This is a genomic window from Pseudomaricurvus alcaniphilus, assembly GCF_011440395.1.
Classification (GTDB): Bacteria; Pseudomonadota; Gammaproteobacteria; order Pseudomonadales; family Cellvibrionaceae; genus Pseudomaricurvus; species Pseudomaricurvus alcaniphilus.
The window spans coordinates 106,411-132,154 of the sequence record NZ_JAAOIX010000007.1 but is presented as its reverse complement, the minus strand read 5'-3'; the positions used below and the strand labels follow the sequence as shown (position 1 = coordinate 132,154).

The window sequence follows — 25,744 nt, the reverse complement described above, 5'->3', positions numbered from 1 at the left end:
CGCATTTGATTGTCCAGTATGGTTACCTGGGTACATTTTTCCGAGGCGCCGTGTCGATCACGGGCGCGAGGGGCGATCCTGACGCGGATAAATAGCGCGACAATTTTCCCGCCAATAAGGAGCCTGGCCATAATTGCTGCGACGATCACAGCACGGGCAGCCGCCCCGGCGCTGCCAAATCCGGGCTCGGGTTTCAATGTGCTTTCTTATATGTTTTGATAGGCGGGTGCCAGAAATGGCGGCTGTGGCGGTGCCCGGCCGGGGTTATTCCGGCACGCGTATATAGGAGTGGTAAAGGCCGGGGATTTACGCCAGAATTGCGCGCTTTCAGGGTCGGCCCGGGTTCATATTGGCCAGCGAGTAAGACTCTATTCGATAGAACTGTATTTTGACACGGGAGACGCCATTGGAACAGAGTGACCGCACTGAGAGTGACCGCACTGCCTGGAGCACTGAGGATTCGGCTGAACTGTACGGCATAAACGGTTGGGGCAATGACTATTTTGGCCTCAATAAAGACGGCCTGGTAACTGCCAAGACCCTGCATACCGAGGTGCCCTTGATGAACATCGTCAAGGGCGTGCTGGAGCGCGACCTGCAAATGCCGGTGCTGCTGCGGATCGAAAACATTCTCGACGCCCAGGTGTCGCGGTTGAATAACGCCTTCAGAAAAGCCATCGAAGAGCTCGGTTACAAGAATATCTACCGCGGTGTCTACCCCATCAAGGTCAACCAGCAGGCCCATGTGGTGCAGGAGATCGCCGACTTTGGCGCGCGCTTCAAGCACGGCTTCGAGGTGGGCAGCAAGCCGGAAATGATCGCCGCGCTCTCTACACTGGAAGAGCCGGGCAGCCTGATAGTCTGCAATGGCTACAAGGACCAGGAGTTTATTGACCTCGGCCTGCAGGCCATCAAGCTCGGCTTCCAGTGCTATTTCGTTATCGAAACCCCTACCGAGCTGCCGATTATTGTCGAGCGCAGCCGGGTATTGGGGGTGGAGCCGAAAATCGGGGTGAGGGTCAAAATGACCTCCCAGGTCAGTGGTCACTGGAATTCCACCAGCGGTGACCGCAGCGTGTTTGGCTTGAGCACCACCCAGATCATCGAGGTGGTGGATACTCTCAAGCGGGAGGAAATGCTGCACTGCCTGCAGCTGCTGCACTGCCACCTGGGTTCGCAAATCCCCAATATCCGCGAGATTCGCGGGGGTATTAACGAGGCCTGTCGCTACTATATCGACTTGCTCAAGGAGGGCGCCCAACTTACCCATATCGATCTGGGTGGCGGCCTGGCGGTGGATTACAGCGGCGCGCGCAGCAACGACAACCAGAGCCGCAACTACAGCCTGGAAGAGTACTGCACCGACATCGTCGAAACCCTCAAGACCACCCTCGATCGCTATGACATGCCGCACCCGGTCATTGTCACCGAGTCAGGTCGGGCGACGGTGGCCTACTCCTCGGTGCTGCTGTTCAATATTCTCGATTACAACCATTTCGAGCCCATCGACTTGCCGGATCATTCCGCCAATGAGCCGCAACAGGTGGCCTTGATGCGCGAGATCATGAACTACCTGACGCCGGACCGGCTGCAGGAGTGTTACAACGACGCCTATTACTACCGCAATGAAGTGCGCGAGCTGTTTCGCCGCGGCCAGCTCGACCTGCGCGGCCGGGCCATCGCCGAAAACCTGTTCCTGAAGGTGTTGCACCGCATCGACGCGATGCTGGATGAGGTAGAAAAGATTCCCCCGGAGCTGGAAGACCTGAAGACCTCCATGGCCGATATCTATTACGGCAACTTCAGCCTGTTCCAGTCACTGCCGGATATCTGGGCGATCGATCAGCTGTTCCCGATTATGCCGATTCACCGGCTCGATGAGCGTCCTACCCGGCAGGCGGTATTGGCTGACATTACCTGTGATTGCGACGGCAAGATCGACCGCTTTATCGACCAGGAGAAGGGCGTCAGCAAGACCCTGCCGGTGCACGCCATCGAATTGAACGAAGAGTACTATATGGGGGTGTTCCTGGTGGGCGCCTACCAGGAAACGCTCGGCGACCTGCACAATCTGTTTGGCGACACCAATGTGGTCAGTGTGCGACTGAATGCCGATGCCAGCTTCGATATGGTCAAGGAAATTCACGGCGACACCATCGCCGACGTGCTCAGCTACGTGGAATTCGAGCCCAAAGAAATGGAGCTGCGCTACCGTAACACCGCCGAGCGCGCCGTGCGCGAGGGGCGCATTACCACCCGCGAGCGCCAGCAAATGCTGAAGACCTACCGCGCCAGCATGGACGGTTACACCTACTACGAACGCGAAGATGACTAACAGCTTGTGCGGCGCCCGTGCCACGGCGCCGCCGCGCAAGCCGGATCCGTGCCGGGGCGCAATCCGGCAGTCTGTTTAAACCGCTAAATCGGAACCTCCACCGGGCGTTGAATGCCGTATGCCCACCGGAGACAATGGAGACCCATAAATGAAAAAAGTATTGATCATAGGTGCCGGCGGCGTCGGCCAGGTGGTAGCCCACAAATGCGCGCAATTGGCCGATGTCTTTCCGGAGATCGTGCTGGCCAGCCGCAATGAAGAGAAGTGCAAGAAAATTGCCGCCCAGCTCTCGCGCCCTATTGAGACGGCCCAGGTGGACGCTGACAATGTACCTGAACTGGTGGCCCTGATTCGCAAGGTGCAACCGTTTATGGTGATCAATGTGGCACTGCCCTACCAGGATCTCACCATTATGGATGCCTGCCTGGAAACCGGCGTGCACTACCTGGATACCGCCAACTACGAGCCGCTGGACACCGCCAAATTCGAGTATAGCTGGCAGTGGGCCTACCAGCAGCGTTTTCGCGACGCCGGCCTGATGGCCCTGCTCGGTTCCGGCTTTGACCCCGGTGCCACCAATGTCTTTACCGCCTATATCGCCAAGCACTACTTCGATGAAATCCACTACCTGGACATTATCGACGTCAACGGCGGTGACCACGGTTACCCGTTCGCCACCAACTTTAACCCGGAAATCAATATTCGCGAGGTGACGGCGGACTGCCGGCACTGGGAGAACGGCGAATTTGTGACCACTCCACCCATGTCCGTGAAGCAGTCCTTTACCTGCCCGGAAGGGGTCGGCACATTCAATATTTACCGCCTCTACCACGAAGAACTGGAGTCGTTGACCAAAAACTACCCCAGCCTGAAGCGGGCCCAATTCTGGATGAGTTTCGGCGACAGCTACCTGAAGCACCTGGAGGTGCTGGGCAATGTCGGCATGACTGGCATCGAGCCGGTGGAGTTCCAGGGCCAGCAGATCGTACCGATCCAGTTCCTCAAGCAGTTGCTGCCGGATCCCGCCAGCCTCGGCCCCCGCACCAAGGGCCGCACCTGTATTGGCTGTGTGGTGCGCGGCATCAAGGATGGCAAGGAAAAAACCGTCTACCTGTACAATATTTGCGACCATCAGGACTGCTACAAGGAAGTGCAGTCCCAGGCGATTTCCTACACCACCGGCGTGCCGGCCATGATCGGCGCCAAGATGATGATGGAAGGCACCTGGATGCAGCCCGGTGTGTGGAATATCGAGCAGCTGGATCCGGATCCGTTCCTGGCGGATATGAACGCCTACGGCCTGCCCTGGACCGTTATCGAAGATCCCGACTTTGACCTGCTCTAAGGTTGTTGCCAATGGCTGAAATCAAGAGTCAGACCTTTCACCGCTTCGACCCGACCCGGGTGCCGTCGCCCTGCTACGTGGTCGATGAAGCGGCAGTGGAAAAGAACCTGCAGGTACTGGCGCGGGTGCAGCGGGAGTCCGGCGCCAAAGTGCTGTTGGCACTGAAAGCCTTCTCCATGTTCAGTCTGGCGCCGCTGGTGCGGCGCTATCTGTCGGGCACCTGCGCCAGCGGCCTGTTTGAGGCGCGCCTCGGGCAGGAGGAGTTTGGCGGTGAAGTGCACACCTTCAGCGCCGCCTACACGGAGCGAGACCTGCGCGAGATACTGAAAATCTCCCACCACGTGGTGTTCAACTCGTTCGGCCAATGGCAGCGTTTCCAGCCGCTGGTCAAGGAGGCCCAGGCGCTGCGGCCAGAATTGAAATTCGGCTTGCGGGTCAACCCCAATCACTCCGAAGGCGCCGTGCCCCTGTACGACCCCTGTGCCCCGGGTTCGCGCCTGGGTATACCGCTGCAGGCGTTTGCCGGCCAGTCGCTGGAGGGCATCTCCGGGCTGCATTTCCACACCCTCTGCGAGCAGGAGTTTGCCCCGCTGGCGCGCACCCTGGACGCGGTCGAAGAGCAATTCGGCCACCTGTTGCCGGATATGCAGTGGCTCAACTTCGGTGGGGGTCATCACATTACCCGGGGCGATTACGATGTGGATGGGCTGATCGAACGCATCGTGCAGGTACAGGAAAAGTACCAGCTGCAGGTCTACCTGGAGCCTGGCGAAGCCATCGCCATCCACACCGGGGTGCTGGTCGCCGAGGTGCTGGACCTGACTCACAACCAGATGGACCTGGCCATTCTCGACACCTCGGCCACCTGCCATATGCCCGATACCCTGGAGATGCCCTACCGGGCCGAAGTGTTCGGCGCCGGCGAGGCCGGTGCCAAGCCCCATTGCTATCGCTTGGGGGGGCAAACTTGTCTTGCAGGGGACGTCATGGGGGATTACAGTTTTAACGAGCCGTTGCGGATTGGTCAGCGCCTGGTGTTTGACGATATGGCTCACTACACCATGGTGAAAACCTCGACCTTTAATGGCATCGGCCTGCCGGCTATTGCTATCTGGAACTCTGAAACAGACGACCTGCGGCTGGTAAAAGAGTTTGGTTATCAGGACTTTAAGCAGCGCTTATCGTGACAGGTGATACTATGAATCAATTTGACCAGTTGGCTGCGCCGGGCTATCCCGTATTCCTGGGTTCCGAGCAGGAACAGCCCAAGCCGGAAGACGCACGCTTTCACATTATTCCGGCGCCCTACGAAGAATCCGTATCCTACGGCGGTGGCACTGCCAAGGGGCCGGCGGCCATCCTGGCGGCGTCCTGGCAGCTGGAAACCTGGGACGGCAAGAGCACGCCGGCGCAGCAGGGTATCTACACCCACGCCCCGGTGGATATGGGCGGCACGCCGGAAGAGGTGATCGAACGGATCTCCCAGCTGACCCAGGAAATCGTCAAGGCGGGCAAGATGCCGGTGATGCTGGGCGGTGAACACACGGTCACCTACGGCGTAATCAAGGGCTTGCTGGAGGCCGGGGTGGAGGACTTCGGGGTGGTGCAGATCGATGCCCACGCCGACCTGCGCGATGCCTACGAAGACAACCCTTACAGCCACGCCTCGGTGATGAAGCGCATCGTCGACGAGGATGTGCCGCTGTTCCAGCTGGGGGTGCGAGCCATGTGCCAGGAGGAGATCAAGTCGCGCAAGGTGCACGGTGTGCGTCATCTCGACGCCGAGGTGCTGGTGCCGAAAAACGTGCAGACCTTTGAGTTGCCCGACGAATTCCCGGAAAAGGTTTACTTCACCCTCGATATCGATGGCATGGACCCGTCCATCTTTCCGTCCACCGGCACACCCGTGCCCGGCGGCCTGGGCTGGTACCAGACCCTGGCGCTGTTTGAGTCGGTGCGCAAACAGCGCCAGATTATCGGCTTTGATATTGTCGAGTTTGCCCCGATCGAGGGCTTTCATGCCTACGAGTTTTCGGCGGCGCTGCTGGCCTACAAGATGATGGGAATTATCGAACGCCCCCCGGTATAGCGTGACCGGTTCGCCGCCGGCGGCAAAACAGGCTGCCGGTCTGGAGCGCCCCGGACAGCGCGAGAGTTCGTGACTATGGCCGCCCCTCTTCGACTCTCTGCACCGGAAATGGCTCCGTTTGCGAGCCGCTGTAAAGGGACACATGGGGGAAGGGTATTTCGATGCCGCGCTGGTCGAACTCTTCCTTGATGGCCATCATCAATTCGCTTTTCAGCTCCCGGAAAAACTCCCGCCGACACCATACCGACAGCTGCAAGTCCACCGACGAGCTGCCGAAATTGGTGGTAATGCAGAAGGGTTGCGGCTCTTCCAGCACCCGAATCTCCCGGTCGGCGATATCCAGCAACAGCTCGGTCACCTGGCGCACATCCTCCCGGTAGGCAATGCCGACGGTCAGGTCGGCGCGGCGAATGGGGAATTTGGTCAGGTTGACGACGGTACCCTTGATCATCGCTTCGTTGGGGATGCGCACAAACAGGTTGTCGAAGGTGCGCAGTTTTACCGACAGCAGGTCGATGCTGATCACCTCGCCGACATCGCTGCCAACCCGCAGCACATCGCCCACTTCAAACGATTTCTCGCCCAGCAGAAACAGGCCACTGATCAGGTTGGAGGCCGAAGTTTGGGAGGCAAAACCAATGGCTACTGAGAGAATGCCGGCGGCACCCAGCAGCACCGATATCTTGAAGCCCAGCTGGTGAATGGCGGTGACCACAAACAGCGCAAAGACGCCGTAAAATACCAGGCGGCCGTATATGGCCAGTTGGTGCACGGTGAGCTTTTCCTCGCTGGAGCGCCGGAAAGTGCGGCTCAACAACCCGGACAGATACCAGCCGGCGATGACGATCACCATGGCTTTCAGAATCGCGGCCCAGGTGATGGCGTCCTGCACGCTGTGATCGGTGACTACTTCATTCATAAACTACTCATTCACAATTGGGTGCGTGGATCAGTTTCAGGCAAACAGGTTTTCCCAGGTGCTGACCAGAATACCGCGCTCGGCATTCTTGCGTGCCGGGGAGAGGACTTCGCGGTCGCTGATCTTGCCGATATTAACGATTCCGCGTCTTCCTTCCGCATCGATGGTAATGGTCAGGGGCTGGGTTATCAGCTGTTCGCCATCGTGATAAAGCGCCAGGTGGGGCGCGGGAATACTGAGGCGCTCAAGGGTGAAGTCAGCGCCACTTTTGTTGTGCATAGTCACCGGAGTCAGGGCCCGGTAGGGCAGGTGCAACAACATGTCTTCATCCAGCCGGGCGTGAGTGTGGGAGCCGTAACAGAGCTCGCCGGCATTGGATTTGGGGCCCATCCAGGTGTCGGACAGCTGCTGCACCGGAAACTCCCGGGTCACCCGTTCGGCGAAATTGACACTCAGCCAAATGGGCGTGGTCACATAGAGAGTGACCTTGTTGTGCGCGGGGATGGTAAACGGCGAGTAGGGTCGCACCACAATTGGCCGGTCGGCGAGCCGGGGCAGCAGGCTGAGGCCATCGCTCATGGTTTCCATCGCGATGCGCACAATGGTTTCCGGGTTGTCGCCGATACCGTCCAGTGAGCGGCAGTCAAACCCTCCCTGATTGCCTTTCTTTTCCCAGTGATAACTCAACTGCCACTCGTGCAGCATTTTGCGAATAGTAAGGCACAGGTCGCCTACCTCGACATAGACAGGTTTGTCGGCGACAGTGAGCAGGGAGGCCCAGAGTGCAGGGGCCGAGTTGTTGTTTGGCTGGCTGCTCGAATCGTTCATCGAATCTACATTCATTTGTCGGCTAAAGCCTTCGATGATATACAGTAGCCCGAGGTCGGGTCAATCGCGGCCCGCTGCGATTACCCGGAAATGACGACACCTGGAAAATGATTATGAATGAAGGCTGGCTGTTATTGGCCTGTAAGTTGGATGGCAAGGGTGGGGCCGACCCTATTTCCGCCACAGAAGTAACGCAACCTATCGACGGCAAGCACTGGATTCACCTGGATATTACCCAGCCACAAGCGCAGGACTGGCTGCGCCAGCACAGCGGCCTCGACTCACTCTTGGTAGAGGCACTGACGGCGGAAGAGACCAGGCCTCGAGTGGTGGAGCACGGCGACGGTATGCTGTGTTTCTTGCGCGCTGTCAATTTGAATGAAGACGCAGACCCGGAAGACATGGTCTCTATTCGCCTGTATATCGACCAGAATCGCATCATCAGCAATCGCCGGCGCAAACTGAAGGCGGTCGCGGACCTGGAGCAGCGCCTGCAAAAAGGCAGTGGCCCGAAGACCACGGGCGAAGTGCTCTCTATGTTGATCGCCGGGCTCTGTGATCGCATGGAAAGTTCGGTGATCCGCCTGGGGGAGTTAACCGATGACGTGGAAGAGAGGATTATCGAGAAGCCCGACAGCAGATTGCGTCACGAGGTGGTATTGATTCGCAAGCGCGCCATTATGTTTCGGCGCTACCTGTCGCCGCAGCGCGACGCGCTGGCCAAACTGCGCAACACCGACCTGAAATTTTTCAGCAGCATGGACAAGCGCTACCTGCAGGAAAGTTACGATCGTTTGACCCGCTTTGTGGAGGACCTGGATGCAGTGCGGGAGCGGGCGCAAATCGTGCAGGATGAATTGACCTCACTGCTGAGTGATCGCCTCAACAAGAATACCTATCTACTGTCCGTCATCGCCGCGGTCTTTTTACCGCTGGGATTTTTTACCGGTCTGCTCGGCATCAATGTAGGCGGCCTGCCAGGGGTGGATGATCCCTCTGCCTTTTGGGAGTTTTCGCTCTTACTGGTAGCGATGGTCGTGGTACAGGTGCTGTTCTTCAAGTGGCGAAAATGGTTCTAGCCCGCCAGAGCGGTACTGGCGGGCAAATGGAAGCTGACTAGCCTTTTACAAGGCAAGCCAGTTTCCAGTTTAGTGTGAGGTGCCAGCGGGAACAGCTGCCGGTTTGGGCTGCCCCCTGACCGATGCCCGCAACACCAGGTAGCCGGCTATGGCGCTCAAGCCGGAACCCACCAGAATACCCAGTCGATCGATCCGGGCATAGCCCGATCCTCCCTCCGCAAACGCCAGGCCGCCGACGAACAGGCTCATGGTAAAGCCCACTCCACAGAGCAGCGACACACCAAACAGTTGGGTCCAGCTGACACCGTCGGGCAGGCGCGCTTTACCAGCCATTACCACCAGGCCGCTGCAGAGCATGACACCAACGGGCTTGCCGACCAGCAAACCCAGGGCGATGCCGAGGGGAACCGGATCCAGCAAACTCGACAGCTTCAGCCCCTCCATGGGAATCCCGGCGTTGACAAAGGCAAACATGGGCAGGATGACAAAGGCCACCCAGGGGTGGAGGTCTTCGATCAGTGCCTTGGATGGAGACTCCGTCTGGCCTTCAGGAATCTTTGCCGAAATAAAGAAGGCCGTTATAACCCCGGCCAGGGTCGCGTGCACGCCGGATTTTAGCACGCACACCCACAATATGGCGCCGAGGGCCATGTAGGGAAACGGACCGCGAGCGCCGAGCACCTTGAGCAACACCATCAACCCGAGCACTACTGCAGCCGCGATCAGCGAACCGACCGACAGGCCGGAGGTATAGAACAGGGCGATAATGACAATGGCAATCAGGTCGTCGAGAATGGCCAGGGTCATAAGAAATACTTTTAAGGCCACCGGAATACGTGAACCCACCGCTGCCAGTACCCCCAGGGCGAAGGCGATGTCGGTGGCGGTTGGCACCGCCCATCCCTTCAGGCCCACTGGATCGTGCCAATTCAGCGCCACGTAAATCAGGGCCGGTGCTGCGACGCCGCCAATGGCGCCGGTCAGTGGCAACACCAATTGCGAGCGATCCGACAGGTGGCCGTGCAGCAATTCGTGCTTGATCTCCAGCCCGACCACGAAAAAGAAGATCGCCATCCAGCCATCGTTGACCCACAGGAACAGGGGCTTCTCAATGCTGAGGGCACCTATTTGTACCTGGCCGACAATTCTCAGGAAGGATACATAGAGCTCTGACAGATGGGAGTTTTCAATGATCATGGCCAGCACGGTGGCGCCAATCAGCATCACTCCGGCGGAGCTTTCCGTGTGCATATAGCGTTCAATGTTGCGGCTAAAGCGCTCGATGGGGGTCAGGTCGTCATCAGGGGTGAGGTCTGCAGTCATTAGTTGCCTTTACCAGCTCAATAATATTCGGTTTGTATGCTCAGCTAAATCTGCGAGCACAGGGTTTGTCGATGCCACGATCAATGGTTTGCAGGCATCTGCAGGTGCGGCCGGTCACCGCAGTGGTACGCCGCCTGCGCCTATTGTGCACGCTGGTCGTTGCTTGCTTGTGACAGGCAAGCTGTGGTTACGTGGACAACTGGAGATTGGATTGCGTCGGCCGCGCAGTTGGCTAAGGTCCACACCTTGGGTAAGCGCCGGACATTACGCCAACTCCTGCACTAGGAGCCTGTCGGACTTAGGGTTGCCCTGCTGCGAAAAAGCCGAGCTTGGCCATTTTTTAACCATTTTCTCGTTAAATAGAACCACTATTCGCCTCAAAAATGGTTAAAAACTGACTCAAATCGGACTTTCTCTCGCTACGGGCACCTAAGTCCGACAGGCTCCTAGAGCTCCAATAGTATTGATGCCCGGCGCAAAATCAAGCAATACCGATGCGGTCGCCCTGCGGCATCACTTGCCGGTGTCGACGCGACTGCCGTTGATCAGTACATCTTCTCCGGTTTGCTGGCGAATACGCTCCTGCCTGAGTTCGGTCACCACTTCGCTGCGGCGGTTGCTCTTGCTGCCGACCATTTGGTCCATCAGTTTGGCGGTGACCAGGTCGCCGGCGACGTTGATTGCGGTGCGGCTCATGTCGAGAATTCGGTCAACGCCCATGATCAGGGCAATGCCCGAGGCGGGTATGCCGACACTGCCCAGCACCATGGCGAGAATGACAATGCCGACTCCGGGTGTGGCCGGGGAACCGATAGAGGCGCCCACCGCGGTAATAATAAGCAGGACCATACCGCCAGTGCTGATGTCGATGCCAAACACCTGGGCCAGGAATATCGCCGCCACACCCTGGTAGAGTGCCGTGCCATTCATATTGATGGTGGCTCCCAGCGGGATCACAAACTGCGACACCGAAGGCCTTACTTTGAGCTTTTCTTCGGCGGTCTTGATGGACAGGGGCATCACCGCAGCGGAACTGGAGGTGGAGAAGGCCAGCAGCAACACTTCTTTTACCGAGACGATAAAGCTTATGGGCGATTGGCGTGCGGCCACAAACAGGATAATCAGGTAAACCGCGAACATGATCAGCAGGCCCAGCAGTACCGTGCCCACATAGACCGCCATGCCCAGCAGGGCATTGAGGCCGAGTTTGGCGGTGAGTTGCACCAGCAGGCCAAACACCGCAAACGGTGCCAGCAGCATGGCCCAGCGCACCACCGTCATGCACACCTCCTGCAGCGAACCCATCAGGTCCAGCAGCGGTTTGGCCTGTGCCGGCGGCATCATCACCAGCGCGATGCCGATGACTATCGCGAAAATGACCACCTGCAGCATATTGCTTTCCACCATGGAACTGAGCGGATTGGTGGGCAGCAAAGCGACCACTTTTTGCGGCAATTCCTGGATATTGATGCCGTTGTGGGCCGGCAGCTCAGCGGCCGCCGGGATGCTGCCCAGGGTTGCCTGCAGGGCCTGGCTGTCGACATAGGTGCCGGGTTTGATGATCAGGGCGAGGCCGATACCGATGACAATCGCGAGCGCGGTGGTGGCGATAAAATACAGCACCACGCGCACGCCGATACTGCGCAACTGCTCCAGGTCTTCCGTGGCGGCGAGGCCGCGAATGATGGAGGCGAATACCAGCGGGATAACCATCATCTGGATCAGGGCGAGGAACAGCTTGCCCGGCAGTGACAGCCAGTCACCCAGGGTCGCCGCCAGCGCCGGGTCTACCAGGCCGACGCTGGGGCCTAGGGCGACACCGACCACAATGCCCAGCACCATGCCCACCATTACCTGCAGCCACAGCCGGCCTTTGACCAGGGTCTGTAAATGGCGGCTGAGGTATTTCAGTGAGCGCGGATAAAGGGCGCTCAGGGCTGGAAAGTGTTGGCTGTTTGCCATGCAGGCGTCCTGGATAACAGTCTTTACTGACTGGGTTCTGATGATGAATTAACTCCGAGACAGGCCGAATGTGCGCTAGCACATTCGGTGTCCTGGCGGCACCGGGTTTAGCTACCGGGAAATCAGGTAGCTCACCAGGCTAGCGTTTTCCCCAACCTGGTTCGCTTTCCGGCGTGTACAGCAGGGCGCTCCCGGTGATACTGCGAGCAGCTATCAGTCCTGCGTTGTCGGCCTTATAACAAGTACATCTCTCTTCAGGTTTTCTATAACCCTTTCAGCGGTGTTGCCGAGCAGCAGGCCCTTGAGGCCCTTGCGACCCACACTGCCGACCACCACCAGGTCGGACTTGGATGCTTTCGCCAGTGTCCCTATTTCAATCTCCGGCAGGCCGGCACTGACGTGCAGCTTGGCGGACTGCAGGTTGTGGCGGGCCGCCAGTTGCTTCAGTTTTTCCGTAGCGGCCGGGCCGTGTTTTCTCATCAGCACCATAGGGTCACTCAACTCCAGTTCATAGTCGGTGCGTTTGATGGGGATGACATAGGCAATATTCAGTTCTTTATGCAGGCTTTTCGACAGTTCCCCGGCGGCAGTCAGCACCTGGTCGTTGATGGCCGATTGCAGGGCGTCGTCGCTCAGGTCCACGGTGGCCAGCATCGCATTGCCGGATTTACGTCGATGGTTGGCGCAGATTAATTTCGGTAGTCGCAACTGGCGCAACAGCTTCGCATCGATGCTGGTGGTAAACAGGGATGTCTTCGGCGCTGCGGATTTGATCAGCAGGTCGAACGCTTGCGCCTCGCTGGTGGCCATAATGTCCTGTTCCAGGGTGTCGGCGCTGGACAGGACGACCTTATCGATCTGCAGTGGCTGCGGAATTATTTCGCCGGCCGCAGTGCGAACTTCAGCCTCGGTTTTACCAGCACCGCCAGAGGCGTAGCCAACCAGAGTTAAGTGCTCCACGCTGTCACCCAGCAAGTGGCGAATTCTGCTCAGTACATTATCGTGGGGGTTGTCGTATTCCCAAATGACTAAAATGTTTTGCATGTTTGATCTCCTGATGGGGTTACAGTGAATGTTCGGGGAACGAAACTCGGCTGTGCACTACAAGTATCTCATTAACAAAGTGGCGATGCCGAGGAATGAAAAAAAGCCAGCCACGTCGGTGACCGTGGTTAAAATAATCGACGATGACTGGGCCGGATCCTGGCCCAGGCGCACCAGCAGGATAGGCACCACCGCGCCGGCGAAACCGGCAGCTATCATAGCCAGTACCATCGACATGCTGATCACGGCCACCAAGCCGATGGAGCCACTCCAGAAGTAGACGCCAATGCCACAAGTGAGGGCGATGCTGAGGCCGTTGAGAAAACCCACTCGCACTTCCTTGAACATAACCCGGACCCAGTGGCGCACCGTGATTTCCCGCAGCGCCAAACCGCGCATGGTCACCGCCAGCGCCTGGGCGCCGGCATTACCAGACTGCCCGGCCACCACGGGCAGCAGTATCGCCAGGGCGGTGAACTGGGCGATTGTGTTTTCGAAGATACCCACCACCGCAGCGGCGAGAAACGCGGTTAACAGGTTGATTTGCAGCCAGGGCATGCGCTTTTTTACCGCAAACAGTGGCGCCGACAGCGCCCGCTCTTCACGGCTGACACCGACCATGGTTTGAATGTCGGCGGAGGAGTTCTCCTGCATGGTTTGCAGCAGGCTGGTGTGCATGATGACGCCTAGCATAACGCCATCGAGATCCACCACGGGCAGGTCCAGCAGCGAGAAGCGTTTAAACAGCTCTCCAATCTCCTCCTGGCTGGCCACGGGCTGGACCGTGGCCTTGACCGGCTGTGCCAGGCTCGCCAGGTGTGCTGAGGGCTGCGCCAGGGCCAGATCCTGCAGTAACACCCGGCCGAGAATTCGGCCGTCGGTCTCGGTGATAAACAGCGCCCGAACTGTTTTCATACCGGTTTCGCGCAGGGAATCGAGGGTCTCCCCGGCCAGCATGGTACCGCGATAGGTGGGAATGCGGGTGTCCATCAGGCGCCCGGCGGTGCCCTCCGGATAGGACATCAGCTGGGTCAGCTCCTGGCTGATGCCAGGGCTGAGCAGATCCAGTTGTTCCTGGCGCTTGCCGGGGGGCATCTGGGTGAGGATACGCACCGCGTTATTGGGTGGCATATCACTCAGTATCCGGGTTGCCAGCGGCTGCGGCAGCAGCAATGTGTATCTGGCGGCGATGCTGGGTACCAGCTTGTTCCAGACCGGGATCAGCACCTCGGCGGATTGCGGGGTGAGATAGGGTAGTACCTCTGTCGGCGTCAGCGCTTCTATTTTCAGGGCGGCGTCTGCCGGGTAGCGCAGCAGGAAGTTGCGGGTCAGCTCTGTCTCGATCTGCGCGCTGTCAAGCGTTGCAAGGTTACTCATAGTGCCGCTCCCAGGATTCCGTCTCCGCGGGCTCCTTCTCGCCGCCATGAGCCGGCGTTATGCGCTGCTCGGTTGCGCTGGAGTCGACCCCGGTCACCACGTGCATCATGCCGCCGAGGGCGACAAAATAGGCCCGCGTCATATGCGTCAACAGTGAGTATTTGGACGGGCGCTCGCGGTAGACAGCCTTGGCGGTGCCGGTGCGCAGGGCGCTGTGGGTGAGTGCGCCCAGCACATGACCATCGAGATCGGTGACCGGCAAGGTGGGAAAGTGGATCCAGCCGTCGTGGTGTTCCACTTCCCACAGCGTGGCCCGGGAGGAGATGGCGGTCACACTTTTGTCCATTAGCCGATTGAGAGCTTCGGATTTATCACTGATCAGGATTTGCTCAATATCGACCACGCCACTGAGTTCGCGCTTGTCGTTGATGACCATGACAATACCACCCAGGTGGCTCTTGTTTTGCCGCACCTGTTCGAGGCAGTGAGCCACGGTGGTGGTGCCGGTAAAGCTGGGTATCGCCGTGTCCATCCAGGCACCCACTGTACTGATCGGGTAGGCGAGTTTGTGGTACAGCTTGCGCGCCACCGCGGCGGGCATTTTTTTGATAATGGCCTGGTAGCGATCGCTGCCGATGAGCCGCAACAGGGTTTCGGCCTTTGCGTCTGGCAGCTTGCGCAATACGGCGGCACTTAAATGGGGTGGAATTTCCGCCAGCGAGCGGGCCGCCGGCCAGGCCGCCATATTCTCGATAACCGGTATCAATATGTCGATTGGCACTTCGCTCAGGAACTCTGCCAAACGTTCGGCGCTAAACTCCTGCAGGACCGAGGCGGCGGCGCCGGGCTTTTGCTCCAGGAAGGCGAGGCTGAGAGGGTTGCTGTTATCCATTGCTGCTGTCCTCCAGCAACACCACTACCGCCTGTTCGTGGTAGAGCTTGGCCGGAATCGAGGTGCGGCCGTGGGTGCTCTCAATAATTACGGTGGTGGGGGACAGCTCCAGCACCGTGCCCTCGTAATCGCCAATGCGAATCTTTTGCCCGGGCTCCACTAGTTCGCGCAGGTAGTGGGCGGCGATCAGGTTGCTGACCATGGTGCGCGCGCCCATGCCGAAGGCCAGGGCAAAGCCGGCCAGCAGGGCGGCGGTGGAGACGCCGAGAATGGTGGTAATAAAGGTGACATCCACCCCGACCTGGTCGAGGCCGACCACCGCTGCCGTAACCAGGGTAATGGCCTGGGCCAGTCGGCTCAATAATTCCGCTTCGGCCAGGTTGGCGGAGTGGGCGGCGACGTAGGTGACGCCCTTTACCAGCGAGGCGAGCACATAGCCAATCAGCATAATCAGGCTGCCGGTGACAATGGCGGGCAGAAAATCGACGATTCGCTCCAGCCAGCTGGCAATGGCGGAGAGCCCCGCTGTCTGCAGGGCGGCAGTGGTAAACACGAAGAGGATGATCCAGAACAGCACCTCGGCGACCAGCTGGGTAACGCCGCTGGAAAAATGCACCACTGTGCGGGTGCGACCCGACAGTATCCGCTCCATAAAACGATTGAATACAGTCAGCAGCTTGATGGTGAGGCTGCGCACCAGCCGGGCAATCAGCCAGCCCAGCACCAGTATCAGAATGGCACCGGCAATACTGGGAATGCGCTCTATCAGGGTGTTGAGAGACTCGACGACTGTGGCCTGGAGCTGCGCTGAAACCTGGTTTGTATCCAGCATTGTTATTCTCCATTAGTGGGCGAGAGCAAGGGGTTTGCGGTCTTGCCCCAGCCAGTCTTTTATCGCTAGGTATAGGGCAATATCAGCTATTTTTCAGCGGCCGGCAAGTTAATCATTACTGTTTGCCGGCAGATTCGGTTCACTGGTCTCTATTGCCGCCGGGACGGGGGTGATTTTTGCGCCGTTAAAGCGCTTGGCGCGATAGAAGTTTTCCAGCTTGTCTTTCAGGCGTTGCGAGTAGGTAATGAAGTTGGTCAGGGCGCCGGCATCGTGCCGCAGGGGGTTGGCCAGCAGCTCCAGCAGTTTGAAGTTGGCGGCGTCGAGTTGCTCTTGTAGCTCCCGGGATTGGCTTTGCAGGTCAATCTTCTGGTCACTGCTCATGCACTTGTGGATGTCCTCGAACAGGCCGAGGGTTTGACTGGCCAGTTCACGTACCAGCAGCAGGATGTCACTTTTTAGCTCCAGAAAGTGCTCCTGCATGACCTTTTTGGTTTCGAACAGGTCGCATATGGAATCGTGGATTTGAAACAGGTAATCGAACTGGTTGATGATTCGGATCAGCTCCCTGGAATCCTGTTGGTCGGTGACGGTAGTGACTATTTTGGAGAAGTAGCTCATGTACTCTTTTTTGACAAATCTGATGTATTCCAGGCGTTTCTCGGCGGCATCGTAAATCCCCTTGTAGTTGGTCTCGATACTCAGGGTCACCGTGCTGTAATTCTCCTGCAAAAACTTGAGCAGTTGCTGGCCATCGGTTTCCAGGTTTTCCCGAATTTGATTAAAGTTTTGGTCCTTGTCGTAGACCGGTAGCGGCAGCCGTTCAAAGTCCATTTTGCCTTCACCCAGCAGGGCGTCGACGGCCTTGCCAAAGGGGGAAATCAGGACGATAAAGATCAGACTGGTGACCACATTGAAAATCAGGTGGATATTGGCCAGGGCGATGGCGGGGTCCATAGTGACTTCACGCAAGCGGTCGCCAAAAACAAGCAGCACCGGGGTGAAGATCAGTACGCCGCCCACATTAAAAAAGAAGTGCGCAAGTGCGGTCTTCTTGGCGGCAATATCCATGCTGAACACGGCCAGCAGGGCGGTGGCAGTGGTGCCAATATTGGCGCCCATGATCAGCGGTACGGCATTTTCCAGGCTGAGAATTCCCTGCTGGGTAAAAATGATTGCCAGGCCGGTGGTGACTGAGCTCGATTGCACCACGGCGGTAAACAGGCAGCCGAATAAAATGGCAAAGAGCGGGTTTTGTGGCTGGGTCAGGAGTTGGATCAGGGCATCGTTATTCTGCAGCGGTTGCAGCGAGGCGGATATCAGGTTGAGGCTGAAAAACACAAAGCCGAAATAGAATATGGTGCGGCCAAAAATAGAGTAGCGATTGCGGGTCAGTGATAGGGCAAAGCCGATGATGATAATAAGCGGGGCGTAGGCGGTGAGCTTAAAGGCCACCAGCTGCGCGGTAACTGTGGTGCCAATATTGGAACCAAAGATAATGCCGATACTGCTTTTAAACGAGAGCACCCCGGCATTTACCAGGCTGATCGTAATGACCGAGGTGGCCGAGCTGGATTGAATAAATGCGGTTACTACCGCGCCGATCAGTACCCCGGCCAGCGGGACTCTGGTAGCGCGGGCCAGGGACTTGCGGAATCGTTCACCGGAGATCCGCTCGATCTCCCGGGAAAAATTCTCCAGTCCGAAAATAAACAGGATAATCGCGGTAAGGCCCGCCATTAAAATGTGAATGTTTTCCATTGCCTGAGGCCCCGATGTCTGGATCCGGATTGCCGGCTATTGTCTGTGCATTGGGCAGCGTATAGCTGCCAATAGTCGCCTGTTTGATCCGGATAAAATATACCCTGATTGGGACCTGCGAATGCGCCGCATACTCCCTCTCAGCCTGCCCATACTGGCAGCAATGTGGCGTAAAAAGATAGATCTGGATCAAGGGCGCTACTGATAATCGCCAGGTTTTCTGCAGCGCGGTCGCAACAGGTGTAATGTGCTACTTGCTCTTGCGACGGATTGGCTATTGTCCTGGCAGGGCGAGAAAATCCAGCGCCAGCTGGCTCAATACTACAACGCCAACCTTGAGGCTGCTTTCGTCGATGGTAAAGTCAGGGGCGTGGTTAAAGAGCAGTTTGCCCGGCGGCATGGCGCCGAGGCCGATATACATGCCGGGTACCTGCTGGGCGTAAAAAGCGAAGTCTTCTGCGCCGGTCATCCGGTCCGCTTCGTGCAGCTGTGCGCCTGCCAGCCGCTGCAGTGTTGGCAGCATCTTCTGGCCCAGCGACGGGTCGTTAACCAGCACCGGATAGCCGCGTTCAATAGTGGTTGTGGCGGTCACGCCATAACTGCTGGCGGCACCCGAGGCGACGTCTTCAATTAATTGGTGTATGCGGCTGCGAACTTCGGCATCAAAGGTGCGGATGGTGCCGGTCAGGGTTGCGTTTGACGGTACTATGTTGTGGCGGTTGCCGGCGTGAAAGCTGCCCACGGAAATGATCGCCGGTGCACGGGTGATATCGATGCGGCGGCTAATGATGGATTGAATCCCTAATACCGCCTGGGCCGCCGCCGAAAGACTGTCGCTGCCGCCCCAGGGCATGGCGCCGTGAGTGCCCTGGCCCTGCATGTCCACCCGGAATGTATCGGCGCTGGCGGCGGTGGGGCCGGAGCGATAGTGCAGGCTGCCGCGTTCGGCCGGGACTACGTGCAGGGCGAAAATAGCGCCGGGCTTATGTTGGTCGAATAAGCCGTCGGCAAGCATGGCCTCGGCGCCACCGCCGTGGTCAGAACCTTCTTCCGCGGGCTGAAAAATAAACATCACCGTTCCCGCCAGAGTGTCGCGGCGCTGGCTCAGGACACTGGCCGCGCCCATTAGAATGGCGACGTGGGCATCGTGGCCGCAGGCGTGCATGACCGGCACCTGCTGGCCTTGCCAATTGGCAGTGGCAGTGGAGGCAAACTCCAGGCCGGTCTGCTCCAGCACGGGCAGTGCGTCCATATCGGCGCGCAACGCCACGACCGGGCCTGGCAGCTTGCCGTGCAGAATTCCCACCACCCCGGTTTCGCCGATTCCGGTTAGCACTTCGTCGAACTGCAGGTTGCGCAGGTGATTGGCGACCAGTGCGGCGGTGCGATGCTCCTGAAACCCCAGCTCCGGGTGCTGGTGAATATCGCGCCGCCAGAGGATGAGTTGCGACTCGATCTTGCTTGCCGCTTGCGCAATGGGATCGGTGGCCTCTGCCGCTGTAGTGGCGTGTGCGGGCCGGCTGCCCTGGGCCGATAACGCGAGGCCAAGAATTATCAGGCAGGTGGGTAACAGCCTGGAGAACAGCCGGCTGGAAAAGCCCCGGCTGCAGGCTCTGCAGGTGGTTGCAATCCGTATTACACGCATATCAGGCATGGGTTGCTCGCAGGCAAGAGGGTCTTGTATCTTAAAACCACTGGCGCTGCGGTACCAGCACAGCCTTGGGGCCCGTTAAGGGCTGCTGTCCTGGGCCAACTATTGAGGGTTTATTTGCAGGGTTGGTGTCGCCGTTGTCAATCGAGCCTGGGGATGTTGACAGCCCGGTCGCGGTCAACCCCACCAGGCCCAATACGACCCCGGTGGTGGGTTCAGGCAAGGTGGTTTTGAAAGATCATTGTTAAGGTCGCGGTCATCGCCTAGAATTGACGCCCTTGCGCGCCGCCACTGGTTGCCGCCACGGAAAGGTATGCCACCGAGGGTAGGTATACCGCTACAGGGCGTGATTTGGGCGTAATGATTTGGGCGTAATAATGGCGCTTCAGGTCAGTATTTATGCCTGTAAGTGTTCGCCAGTCTGCTCCATCGGGCTTGAATACGAATGCGTTTTACCATTGCAGAGGTAAAAATCTTGCTTTTGCCTTTATAATCCGCATTTAGTCCCCAATTTATAGTCGCTGAGCAGGTGTGAGGTCTCAGTGGCACGCAATACCAATCACAAATCACACCACGCTTTTGTCTCTGTACCCCCAAAATTCAAGCCATCGAATTAATTGACCCAATTGAATGGATATACCATGGAACTCGATTTTAATACTTTTTCCCAGTCACCGCTGGTAGTAGATCTGCTGCACTTCCTGCTGGCGGGACTGGTTGTGATTTTCGCCGTCTTGTGGCTCGTGGCGCGGGCGAAAATGCAAGTTTTGTCCAGCGCTGCCGCAGCGGCTGAACAGGCGCCCAAGCCGGCACCTGTCGCCCCGGCAGCAGCACCGGCCCCGGCCCCGCTGCAGACCGCCAAACCCGATTCCGCCTTGCAGCTGCTGGCACTGCTGCAGCACGAGGCGCGCTTTGTGGACTTTATTCACGAGGACCTGGCCGGTTTTGCCGATGCCGAGATCGGCGCCGTGGCCCGGGTCGTGCACGAGGGCAGCAAAAAAGTCCTGCACGACTATTTCACCATTGCGCCGCTGCGCGGCGAGAGCGAAGAGAGCACCATCACCGTCGCCGCGGGTTTTGACCCGGCCACCGTGCGCCTGACCGGCAATGTAGTCGGCCAGGCGCCGTTTACCGGCACCCTGATTCATCGCGGCTGGGAGGCGCAGGCGGTGAAATTGCCGCGCATCGCCGACGGCCATAACACCGCCATCATTGCCCCGGCGGAGGTGGAGCTATGAGCGACATTATGACTGCAACAGAGGGCAGTAGCCCTGTCGAGGGGCCCCGTTACGCCATAGGCATCGACCTCGGCACCACCAATTCGGTGCTGTCCTACGTGGATTTACAGCAGCCCGACCTGCTGCCCGGTGAGGCGCCGGCGGTGCACATCCTGCCCATACCGCAACTGGTGGCGCCGGGCTCGGTGGAAGACCTGCCGCAGTTGCCCTCCTTTCAGTACATCGCCCACGAGGCGGAGTTGAACGAGGGCGACCTGGTCTTGCCCTGGACCAATCAGCCGGCGGCCATTGTCGGCACCATCGCCCGCCAGCTCGGCCAGAAAACCCCCATGCGACTGGTGGCCAGCGCCAAGAGCTGGCTCTGCCACGGCGGCGTCGATCGCCACGCCGCGTTTTTGCCCATCGGCAGCCCGGAAGAGGTGAGCAAGACGTCGCCGCTGCAGGCGACCTACCAGTACCTGTGCCATCTGCGCGACGCCTGGAACCAGGCGCAGCCGGAACACCCCTTTGCCAGCCAGGCCATTACCGTCACTATTCCGGCCTCGTTTGATCCGGTGGCGCGGGAATTGACCGCTGAAGCAGCGGGCATGGCCGGCATCGAAAACCTCAACCTGCTGGAAGAGCCCATGGCGGCGGTGTACAGCTGGGTACAGAGCAACGGCGAAGAGTGGCGTTCCCAGGTGGCGGTCGGCGACGTTATCCTGGTGGTGGACATCGGCGGCGGCACTACGGATTTGTCGCTGGTGGCGGTGGCCGAAGAAGACGGCAGCCTGGTGTTGAATCGGATCGCGGTGGGCGAGCACATCCTGCTCGGAGGCGACAATATGGACCTGGCGCTGGCTTATCGGGTCAAGGCCAAGCTGGCGGCGGAGGGCAAGGAGCTGGCCGGTTGGCAGATTCAGGCCATTACCCAGGCCTGTCGCGACGCCAAGGAAGCCCTGCTGTCGGACAATGACACCGAGGCCGTGCCCATTGTGGTGCCGAGCCGGGGGTCGAAGCTGTTGGGTGGCACCCTGCGCGCCGAGTTGACCCGGCAGGAAGTGAGTGAAACCCTGGTGGAAGGCTTTTTTGCCTCGGTGGCGGTGGACGAGCTGCCGCGCCAGACTCGCCGCAGCGCCCTGACCCAGCGGGGCCTGCCTTACGCCCAGGACCCGGCCGTAACCCGCCACCTGGCGGCATTCCTCAGCCGCCAGCAGGGCGCCAACAGCGACGCCGGCGCGGAGGACTTTGACCCGCTCGCGGCGGCCGACCCACTGGCTGGCGCTGCCGCGCACAGCTTTATCAAGCCTACGGCGATCCTGCTCAACGGCGGCGTGCTGAAAGCGCCGCGGGTGGTAGAGCGGTTGCAGGCGGTAATCAATCACTGGTTGACCGAGGCCGACGCCGCGCCGGCGAAACTGCTCAGCGGCATCGACCTGGACCTGGCGGTGGCCCGCGGCGCCAGCTATTTTGGCCATGTGCGCCAGGGCAAGGGGGTGCGCATCCGCGGCGGCCTGGCCCACGCCTACTATGTGGGTATTGAAAGCTCCATGCCGGCGGTGCCCGGTATGGAGCCGCCGCTGGAAGCCCTCTGTATCGCTCCGTTTGGTATGGAAGAGGGCACCGAGGCAGCGCCGGAAAGCGGTGAGTTTGGCCTGGTAGTGGGCGAGCCGGTACACTTCCGCTTCTTCAGTTCCAGCACCCGGCGCCAGGATGCGGTGGGGGCGCGACTGGAGAGCTGGTCGGACGACGAGCTGGTGGAGTTGCCGGAAATCCAGGTGACCCTGCCGGCCGAGGAGCCCCGCGCCGGCGAGGTGGTCATGGTGCGGCTGGTGGCCCGGGTTACCGAAGTGGGCACCCTGGCACTGGAGGCGGTGGCCGTCGACGGCGGCGCTGAGGCGCGCACCTGGAAGGTGGAGCTGGATGTGCGCAACACCGGCGCCGCCAGCACGGCAGAGTAACCCCAAAGGCACTGCACTGCTCGACCCGGGCCTCAGGCCCAGCGCCATTGAATAGCGCTGGGTGGGTGCACCCCGGTGCCGGCACGGTGCAGTTGCCAGATGTACTTGTCGTGTGCTTCCGGTCTCAAGAGCAAGCTTTGTCACAGTGAGAAAACATTGAAGTTGATATCGTCAATATGGTGAAACCGGAGCAGCAACCCGCGTCAGCAATTAGTGCACAGTATTTGGTGGGCATCGATCTCGGCACCACCCACACGGTGGTGGCCTTTGCCGACCGTCGGCAAGGGTTGGACGCGAGCGCCATACAGTTGTTTGAAGTCGAGCAGTTGGTGGCGCCCGGTGAGGTGGCCAGGCGACCGTTGTTACCCTGCTTTCGCTATCACCCGCTGGCCGGCGAACTGGCCGCCAGTGACTGCCAGTTGCCCTGGGACCGCCAGGCTGCGCAACTGCCCGGCGAGGTGGAAGGGGTGGTCATTGGCGAGTGGGCGCGGGAGTTGGGCGCCAAGGTGGATGGTCGCCAGGTGGTCAGCGCCAAGAGCTGGCTGTCCAACGCCCAGGTGGATCGGCGCGCGCCGATTCTGCCCTGGGCGGCGGCCGAGGGGGTGGCCAAGGTGTCACCGCTGCTGGCCAGTGCCAGCTATCTGGCTTATATCCGTGCGGCCTGGAATCACGCCCACCCCGAGGCGCCGCTGCAACAACAGGAGATCGTGATCACGGTGCCGGCCTCGTTTGATGAGGTGGCCCGGGTGTTGACGGTAGAGGCGGCTCGCCTCGCCGGACTGCCGCACATCAGTTTGCTGGAGGAGCCGCAGGCGGTTTGTTACGACTGGTTTGCCGGCCAGGGCCACTCCACCGCGGCGCAGCTTGGGGACAGCAAGCTGTTGCTGGTCTGCGACGTGGGCGGGGGCACCACCGACCTGAGTTTGATCCATGTTGCCGCCAGCCCGGATCAGCCGCTGCAGCTGACCCGGGTCGGGGTGGGTGACCACCTGATGCTGGGTGGCGACAACATTGATTTGGCCCTCGCCCACATTGTCGAAGAACGCCTGCAGCTGGGCAAGAAGCTGAGCGCCGCCCAGCTGTCGCAGTTGATCCAGCAGACCCGCAGCGCCAAGGAGCGCTTGCTGGCCGCAGAGCCGTTGGAAACGGCGACGGTGACCCTGTTGGGCAGCGGCTCGCGCCTCATCGGCGGGGCCAAAAAATGCCAGCTCACCCGGGCCGATATCGAACACATCGCCCTCGATGGCTTTTTGCCCCTGACCGGGCCGGAGCAGTTGCCGACGCGCAAGCGCAGTGCGGTGGTCGAGTTTGGTTTGCCCTATGCCAGCGAGCCGGCCATCAGCAAGCACCTGGCCGCCTTTGTCCAGGCCCATCGCACGGCCTGTTGCCAGGCTCTGGGTCTCGATCCCGAGTCCTCGACGCTGGCAATGCCCGATGGCCTGTTGCTCAACGGCGGGGTGTTCAACAGCCCGCAACTGCAGCAGCGGGTGCAAGACCTGCTGCGCGGCTGGCGCCAGGACGACCGCCTCACCTGCCTCGACAATACCCGCCCGGACCTGGCGGTGGCTTGCGGCGCAGTGGTTTACAGCATGGCGCGGCACGGGGCCCAGCCGAAAATTGGCGGCGGCTCGGCGCGCTCCTATTTCCTGGCGCTGGAACAGCCAGAGGACGAGCCGGCCCGGGCGATCTGTCTGCTGCCGCGGGGCAGCGAGGAGAGCCAGGAGGTGTTGCTGGAGGGACGTCAGTTCCTGTTGACCCTGGACCAGCCGGTGCGCTTTCTGGTGTATGCCACCCATCAGGATCATACCTATAAAGCCGGCGAACTGGTGACGGTGGACGACAGCTTTAGCCTGTTGCCGCCGCTGGTGGCGGCGCTCGCCGCCGGCGACAGCAGTGCCAATAACAGCGCTAAAGTAAACCTGCTGGCACAGCTGACCGAGGTCGGCACCCTGCAGCTCGATTGCCTGGCGCTGGAGCCTCCGTTTGCGGGGCGCCGCTGGCACGTGGAATTCCAGGTGCGCCAGAACCAGGACGGAGAGCTGCCAGCGACGGACACTGGTGCGCTGCCGTCAAACTGGCCGGCGGCAAAGGAAAAAATTGACCTGTTCTTTGGTACCAGCAAGCGCAAGGTCGACCCGAAACTGGTGAAATCCCTGCGCGCCGACCTGGAAAAAATGCTCGGCAAGCGCGACAGCTGGGATATCAATTTGCTGCGCGCCATGTTTGATCAATTGCTGGCCGGTGCCCCGCAGCGCAAGCGCAGCCAGGTTCACGAGCGGGTCTGGCTCAACCTGGCCGGCTTTGCCCTGCGTCCCGGCTTTGGCGACCCCGCCGACGGTTGGCGCATGGAACAGGTCTGGGGGCTGTACCAGGACGGCTTGCACTACCCCCGTGAGACCCAGAGCTGGATTGACTGGTGGACCTTTTGGCGGCGCGTCGCCGGCGGTCTCGGCGCGGAGCAACAGCAGCGGATTTTTGCCGACCTCGAGAAGTTTATCGACCCGGCCAGCAACAACAGCCGCAAGTTGCAGGCCCAGGCCAAGCTGCAATCCTATGAGGATATGGTGCGCTTAAGCGGTGCGCTGGAGCAGTTGAGCGTCGCAACCAAGAACCGTATCGGCGATTGGTTGTTGCGGCGCCTGGAAAAAGCCTCGGAAACGGAAACCTCCTGGTGGGCGCTGGGCCGTATCGGCTCGCGCCAGCCGTTTCACGGCAGCGTCCACAAGGTGGTGCCGGCGGCAGTGGTGGAAGAGTGGCTGGAAATACTGCTCGCCCACAACTGGCGGCGCAGCAACAGCATTCCATTTGCGGCGGTGATGCTGGGCCGGGTGTGCGGCGATCGCAGTCGCGATATCGATGCCGCGGTGCAGGCCAGGATGGTCGCCCATCTGCGCGACATCAAGGCGCCGGAATCCTGGGTGGCGATGATGACCGAGGTGCAGGAGTTGAGCGAAAAAGAGGCGAAGCGGGTCTTCGGTGAGTCGCTGCCCAGCGGGTTGCGTTTGTTGGATGTTTAGTTGTGAGCGCTTTGACCGGCCTCGATTGCAAACTTACTCTACCAAGATAGCCCGCAAAGACCGATAGTGCCATGTAACAACCAGGCAACGACGCCTGTTAACCACCCTATCGTTA

18 protein-coding genes are annotated in these 25,744 nt (G+C 59.7%); 8 read left to right on the top strand and 10 right to left on the bottom strand.

What is annotated here, in order from left to right; all coding sequences use genetic code 11:
- Positions 1-406 precede the first annotated feature (406 nt).
- From speA to speB, 4 genes are all read left to right on the top strand, one after another.
- Positions 407-2,335, top strand: coding sequence for a biosynthetic arginine decarboxylase (gene speA / locus G8764_RS14370; RefSeq protein WP_166165354.1), 1,929 nt, complete (start codon positions 407-409; stop codon positions 2,333-2,335).
- Positions 2,336-2,483: 148 nt separating this feature from the next.
- Entirely contained in the window at positions 2,484-3,680 is a 1,197-nt protein-coding gene (locus G8764_RS14365; RefSeq protein ID WP_166165353.1) for a saccharopine dehydrogenase family protein, read from the top strand.
- Between the two features lie 11 nt (positions 3,681-3,691).
- Positions 3,692-4,867: a carboxynorspermidine decarboxylase gene (nspC, locus tag G8764_RS14360; RefSeq protein ID WP_166165352.1), complete on the top strand. Its 1,176-nt coding sequence runs from the start codon at positions 3,692-3,694 to the stop codon at positions 4,865-4,867.
- Between the two features lie 11 nt (positions 4,868-4,878).
- A complete protein-coding gene (speB, locus tag G8764_RS14355; protein ID WP_166165351.1) occupies positions 4,879-5,769 on the top strand; it encodes an agmatinase in 891 nt (296 codons plus the stop codon).
- 73 nt (positions 5,770-5,842) lie between these two features.
- On the opposite strand, the gene G8764_RS14350 is transcribed toward speB, so the two are convergent.
- On the bottom strand, positions 5,843-6,688 hold the full coding sequence (locus G8764_RS14350; protein WP_166165350.1) for a mechanosensitive ion channel family protein: 846 nt from the start codon (positions 6,686-6,688) through the stop codon (positions 5,843-5,845).
- 36 nt (positions 6,689-6,724) lie between these two features.
- Positions 6,725-7,531, bottom strand: coding sequence for a hypothetical protein (locus G8764_RS14345; protein WP_166165349.1), 807 nt, complete (start codon positions 7,529-7,531; stop codon positions 6,725-6,727).
- A gap of 98 nt (positions 7,532-7,629) precedes the next feature.
- Between G8764_RS14345 and G8764_RS14340 the strand changes: the two genes are divergently transcribed.
- Entirely contained in the window at positions 7,630-8,595 is a 966-nt protein-coding gene (locus tag G8764_RS14340) for a zinc transporter ZntB (RefSeq protein ID WP_166165348.1), read from the top strand.
- 69 nt (positions 8,596-8,664) lie between these two features.
- Here G8764_RS14340 and nhaA read toward each other — a convergent pair whose 3' ends face one another.
- From nhaA to G8764_RS14300, 8 genes are all read right to left on the bottom strand, one after another.
- Entirely contained in the window at positions 8,665-9,918 is a 1,254-nt protein-coding gene (gene nhaA, locus G8764_RS14335) for a Na+/H+ antiporter NhaA (RefSeq protein WP_166165347.1), read from the bottom strand.
- A gap of 513 nt (positions 9,919-10,431) precedes the next feature.
- Positions 10,432-11,880 (bottom strand): dicarboxylate/amino acid:cation symporter, encoded by a 1,449-nt coding sequence (locus G8764_RS14330; RefSeq protein WP_166165346.1) that lies wholly within the window; start codon positions 11,878-11,880, stop codon positions 10,432-10,434.
- Between the two features lie 213 nt (positions 11,881-12,093).
- Complete coding sequence (locus tag G8764_RS14325) at positions 12,094-12,924, bottom strand: universal stress protein (RefSeq protein ID WP_166165345.1); 831 nt, start codon at positions 12,922-12,924, stop codon at positions 12,094-12,096.
- A gap of 57 nt (positions 12,925-12,981) precedes the next feature.
- Positions 12,982-14,301, bottom strand: coding sequence for a magnesium transporter (gene mgtE, locus G8764_RS14320; protein WP_166165344.1), 1,320 nt, complete (start codon positions 14,299-14,301; stop codon positions 12,982-12,984).
- Positions 14,294-15,193 (bottom strand): magnesium transporter MgtE N-terminal domain-containing protein, encoded by a 900-nt coding sequence (locus G8764_RS14315; protein ID WP_166165343.1) that lies wholly within the window; start codon positions 15,191-15,193, stop codon positions 14,294-14,296. Before G8764_RS14315 ends, mgtE begins: the two co-directional genes overlap by 8 nt.
- Positions 15,186-16,025: a mechanosensitive ion channel family protein gene (locus G8764_RS14310; protein WP_166165342.1), complete on the bottom strand. Its 840-nt coding sequence runs from the start codon at positions 16,023-16,025 to the stop codon at positions 15,186-15,188. Before G8764_RS14310 ends, G8764_RS14315 begins: the two co-directional genes overlap by 8 nt.
- A 108-nt stretch (positions 16,026-16,133) precedes the next feature.
- Entirely contained in the window at positions 16,134-17,783 is a 1,650-nt protein-coding gene (locus tag G8764_RS14305; protein WP_166165341.1) for a Na/Pi cotransporter family protein, read from the bottom strand.
- A 274-nt stretch (positions 17,784-18,057) separates the two neighbouring features.
- Positions 18,058-19,437 (bottom strand): M20 metallopeptidase family protein, encoded by a 1,380-nt coding sequence (locus tag G8764_RS14300; protein ID WP_243748817.1) that lies wholly within the window; start codon positions 19,435-19,437, stop codon positions 18,058-18,060.
- A gap of 638 nt (positions 19,438-20,075) precedes the next feature.
- On the opposite strand from G8764_RS14300, the gene G8764_RS14295 reads away from it, so the two are divergent.
- The 3 genes from G8764_RS14295 (at position 20,076) to G8764_RS14285 (ending at position 25,629) form a co-directional block, all read left to right on the top strand.
- Entirely contained in the window at positions 20,076-20,672 is a 597-nt protein-coding gene (locus G8764_RS14295) for a DUF2760 domain-containing protein (RefSeq protein WP_166165340.1), read from the top strand.
- A complete protein-coding gene (locus G8764_RS14290) occupies positions 20,669-22,612 on the top strand; it encodes an Hsp70 family protein (protein ID WP_207951897.1) in 1,944 nt (647 codons plus the stop codon). The genes G8764_RS14295 and G8764_RS14290 overlap by 4 nt, the downstream gene beginning before the upstream one ends.
- 176 nt (positions 22,613-22,788) lie before the next feature.
- Positions 22,789-25,629, top strand: coding sequence for an Hsp70 family protein (locus G8764_RS14285; RefSeq protein WP_166165339.1), 2,841 nt, complete (start codon positions 22,789-22,791; stop codon positions 25,627-25,629).
- Positions 25,630-25,744: the final 115 nt, after the last annotated feature.

Excerpts from the sequence above, each read along its gene's own strand:
- G8764_RS14285 (WP_166165339.1), top strand. The coding sequence starts at position 22,789 with ATGGTGAAACCGGAGCAGCAACCCGCGTCAGCAATTAGTGCACAGTAT.
- G8764_RS14290 (WP_207951897.1), top strand. The coding sequence starts at position 20,669 with ATGAGCGACATTATGACTGCAACAGAGGGCAGTAGCCCTGTCGAGGGG.
- G8764_RS14310 (WP_166165342.1), bottom strand. The coding sequence starts at position 16,025 with ATGCTGGATACAAACCAGGTTTCAGCGCAGCTCCAGGCCACAGTCGTC.
- G8764_RS14365 (WP_166165353.1), top strand. The coding sequence starts at position 2,484 with ATGAAAAAAGTATTGATCATAGGTGCCGGCGGCGTCGGCCAGGTGGTA.
- nhaA (WP_166165347.1), bottom strand. The coding sequence starts at position 9,918 with ATGACTGCAGACCTCACCCCTGATGACGACCTGACCCCCATCGAGCGC.
- speB (WP_166165351.1), top strand. The coding sequence starts at position 4,879 with ATGAATCAATTTGACCAGTTGGCTGCGCCGGGCTATCCCGTATTCCTG.
- G8764_RS14305 (WP_166165341.1), bottom strand. The coding sequence starts at position 17,783 with ATGGAAAACATTCACATTTTAATGGCGGGCCTTACCGCGATTATCCTG.
- G8764_RS14345 (WP_166165349.1), bottom strand. The coding sequence starts at position 7,531 with ATGAATGTAGATTCGATGAACGATTCGAGCAGCCAGCCAAACAACAAC.
- mgtE (WP_166165344.1), bottom strand. The coding sequence starts at position 14,301 with ATGAGTAACCTTGCAACGCTTGACAGCGCGCAGATCGAGACAGAGCTG.
- G8764_RS14315 (WP_166165343.1), bottom strand. The coding sequence starts at position 15,193 with ATGGATAACAGCAACCCTCTCAGCCTCGCCTTCCTGGAGCAAAAGCCC.
- G8764_RS14325 (WP_166165345.1), bottom strand. The coding sequence starts at position 12,924 with ATGCAAAACATTTTAGTCATTTGGGAATACGACAACCCCCACGATAAT.
- nspC (WP_166165352.1), top strand. The coding sequence starts at position 3,692 with ATGGCTGAAATCAAGAGTCAGACCTTTCACCGCTTCGACCCGACCCGG.
- G8764_RS14295 (WP_166165340.1), top strand. The coding sequence starts at position 20,076 with ATGGAACTCGATTTTAATACTTTTTCCCAGTCACCGCTGGTAGTAGAT.
- G8764_RS14300 (WP_243748817.1), bottom strand. The coding sequence starts at position 19,437 with ATGCCTGATATGCGTGTAATACGGATTGCAACCACCTGCAGAGCCTGC.
- G8764_RS14350 (WP_166165350.1), bottom strand. The coding sequence starts at position 6,688 with ATGAATGAAGTAGTCACCGATCACAGCGTGCAGGACGCCATCACCTGG.
- G8764_RS14330 (WP_166165346.1), bottom strand. The coding sequence starts at position 11,880 with ATGGCAAACAGCCAACACTTTCCAGCCCTGAGCGCCCTTTATCCGCGC.
- G8764_RS14340 (WP_166165348.1), top strand. The coding sequence starts at position 7,630 with ATGAATGAAGGCTGGCTGTTATTGGCCTGTAAGTTGGATGGCAAGGGT.